This is a genomic window from Bacillus sp. SRB_8 (assembly GCF_003264205.1).
In the GTDB taxonomy this organism is placed as follows: Bacteria; Bacillota; Bacilli; order Bacillales; family Bacillaceae_G; genus Bacillus_A; species Bacillus_A mycoides.
Genome location: NZ_NADT01000071.1, coordinates 1 through 3,030, shown reverse-complemented (window position 1 = coordinate 3,030; position 3,030 = coordinate 1). Strand labels below are relative to the sequence as shown.

The following is a 3,030-nucleotide window of genomic DNA, read 5'->3' as shown; positions in this document are numbered from 1 at the left end:
GTATGTTCTTTGAAAACTAGATAACAGTGTAGCTCATATTTTTTTAATTTTAGTTTGGTTAAGTTAGAAAGGGCGCACGGTGGATGCCTTGACACTAGGAGTCGATGAAGGACGGGACTAACGCCGATATGCTTCGGGGAGCTGTAAGTAAGCTTTGATCCGAAGATTTCCGAATGGGGAAACCCACTATACGTAATGGTATGGTATCCTTACCTGAATACATAGGGTATGGAAGACAGACCCAGGGAACTGAAACATCTAAGTACCTGGAGGAAGAGAAAGCAAATGCGATTTCCTGAGTAGCGGCGAGCGAAACGGAATCTAGCCCAAACCAAGAGGCTTGCCTCTTGGGGTTGTAGGACATTCTATACGGAGTTACAAAGGAACGAGGTAGACGAAGCGACCTGGAAAGGTCCGTCACAGAGGGTAATAACCCCGTAGTCGAAACTTCGTTCTCTCTTGAATGTATCCTGAGTACGGCGGAACACGTGAAATTCCGTCGGAATCTGGGAGGACCATCTCCCAAGGCTAAATACTCCCTAGTGATCGATAGTGAACCAGTACCGTGAGGGAAAGGTGAAAAGCACCCCGGAAGGGGAGTGAAAGAGATCCTGAAACCGTGTGCCTACAAATAGTCAGAGCCCGTTAATGGGTGATGGCGTGCCTTTTGTAGAATGAACCGGCGAGTTACGATCCCGTGCGAGGTTAAGCTGAAGAGGCGGAGCCGCAGCGAAAGCGAGTCTGAATAGGGCGTTTAGTACGTGGTCGTAGACCCGAAACCAGGTGATCTACCCATGTCCAGGGTGAAGTTCAGGTAACACTGAATGGAGGCCCGAACCCACGCACGTTGAAAAGTGCGGGGATGAGGTGTGGGTAGCGGAGAAATTCCAATCGAACCTGGAGATAGCTGGTTCTCCCCGAAATAGCTTTAGGGCTAGCCTTAAGTGTAAGAGTCTTGGAGGTAGAGCACTGATTGAACTAGGGGTCCTCATCGGATTACCGAATTCAGTCAAACTCCGAATGCCAATGACTTATCCTTAGGAGTCAGACTGCGAGTGATAAGATCCGTAGTCAAGAGGGAAACAGCCCAGATCGCCAGCTAAGGTCCCAAAGTGTGTATTAAGTGGAAAAGGATGTGGAGTTGCTTAGACAACTAGGATGTTGGCTCAGAAGCAGCCACCATTTAAAGAGTGCGTAATAGCTCACTAGTCGAGTGACTCTGCGCCGAAAATGTACCGGGGCTAAATACACCACCGAAGCTGCGAATTGATACCAATGGTATCAGTGGTAGGGGAGCGTTCTAAGTGCAGTGAAGTCAGACCGGAAGGACTGGTGGAGCGCTTAGAAGTGAGAATGCCGGTATGAGTAGCGAAAGACGGGTGAGAATCCCGTCCACCGAATGCCTAAGGTTTCCTGAGGAAGGCTCGTCCGCTCAGGGTTAGTCAGGACCTAAGCCGAGGCCGACAGGCGTAGGCGATGGACAACAGGTTGATATTCCTGTACCACCTCTTTATCGTTTGAGCAATGGAGGGACGCAGAAGGATAGAAGAAGCGTGCGATTGGTTGTGCACGTCCAAGCAGTTAGGCTGATAAGTAGGCAAATCCGCTTATCGTGAAGGCTGAGCTGTGATGGGGAAGCTCCTTATGGAGCGAAGTCTTTGATTCCCCGCTGCCAAGAAAAGCTTCTAGCGAGATAAAAGGTGCCTGTACCGCAAACCGACACAGGTAGGCGAGGAGAGAATCCTAAGGTGTGCGAGAGAACTCTGGTTAAGGAACTCGGCAAAATGACCCCGTAACTTCGGGAGAAGGGGTGCTTTCTTAACGGAAAGCCGCAGTGAATAGGCCCAAGCGACTGTTTAGCAAAAACACAGGTCTCTGCGAAGCCGTAAGGCGAAGTATAGGGGCTGACACCTGCCCGGTGCTGGAAGGTTAAGGAGAGGGGTTAGCGTAAGCGAAGCTCTGAACTGAAGCCCCAGTAAACGGCGGCCGTAACTATAACGGTCCTAAGGTAGCGAAATTCCTTGTCGGGTAAGTTCCGACCCGCACGAAAGGTGTAACGATTTGGGCACTGTCTCAACCAGAGACTCGGTGAAATTATAGTACCTGTGAAGATGCAGGTTACCCGCGACAGGACGGAAAGACCCCGTGGAGCTTTACTGTAGCCTGATATTGAATTTTGGTACAGTTTGTACAGGATAGGCGGGAGCCATTGAAACCGGAGCGCTAGCTTCGGTGGAGGCGCTGGTGGGATACCGCCCTGACTGTATTGAAATTCTAACCTACGGGTCTCATCGACCCGGGAGACAGTGTCAGGTGGGCAGTTTGACTGGGGCGGTCGCCTCCTAAAGTGTAACGGAGGCGCCCAAAGGTTCCCTCAGAATGGTTGGAAATCATTCGTAGAGTGCAAAGGCATAAGGGAGCTTGACTGCGAGACCTACAAGTCGAGCAGGGACGAAAGTCGGGCTTAGTGATCCGGTGGTTCCGCATGGAAGGGCCATCGCTCAACGGATAAAAGCTACCCCGGGGATAACAGGCTTATCTCCCCCAAGAGTCCACATCGACGGGGAGGTTTGGCACCTCGATGTCGGCTCATCGCATCCTGGGGCTGTAGTCGGTCCCAAGGGTTGGGCTGTTCGCCCATTAAAGCGGTACGCGAGCTGGGTTCAGAACGTCGTGAGACAGTTCGGTCCCTATCCGTCGTGGGCGCAGGAAATTTGAGAGGAGCTGTCCTTAGTACGAGAGGACCGGGATGGACGCACCGCTGGTGTACCAGTTGTTCTGCCAAGGGCATAGCTGGGTAGCTATGTGCGGAAGGGATAAGTGCTGAAAGCATCTAAGCATGAAGCCCCCCTCAAGATGAGATTTCCCATAGCGTAAGCTAGTAAGATCCCTGAAAGATGATCAGGTTGATAGGTTCGAGGTGGAAGCATGGTGACATGTGGAGCTGACGAATACTAATAGATCGAGGACTTAACCATATAATATGAAGCAAATGTTATCTAGTTTTGAAGGAATATACCTTCATAGTTT

Annotated in this window: 1 rRNA gene; it reads left to right on the top strand. The window is 50.9% G+C overall.

Annotation, left to right across the window (positions count from 1 at the left end):
- The first annotated feature begins 56 nt into the window (after positions 1-56).
- A 23S ribosomal RNA gene (locus tag B5P40_RS31075) occupies positions 57-2,978 on the top strand.
- Positions 2,979-3,030 lie beyond the last annotated feature (52 nt).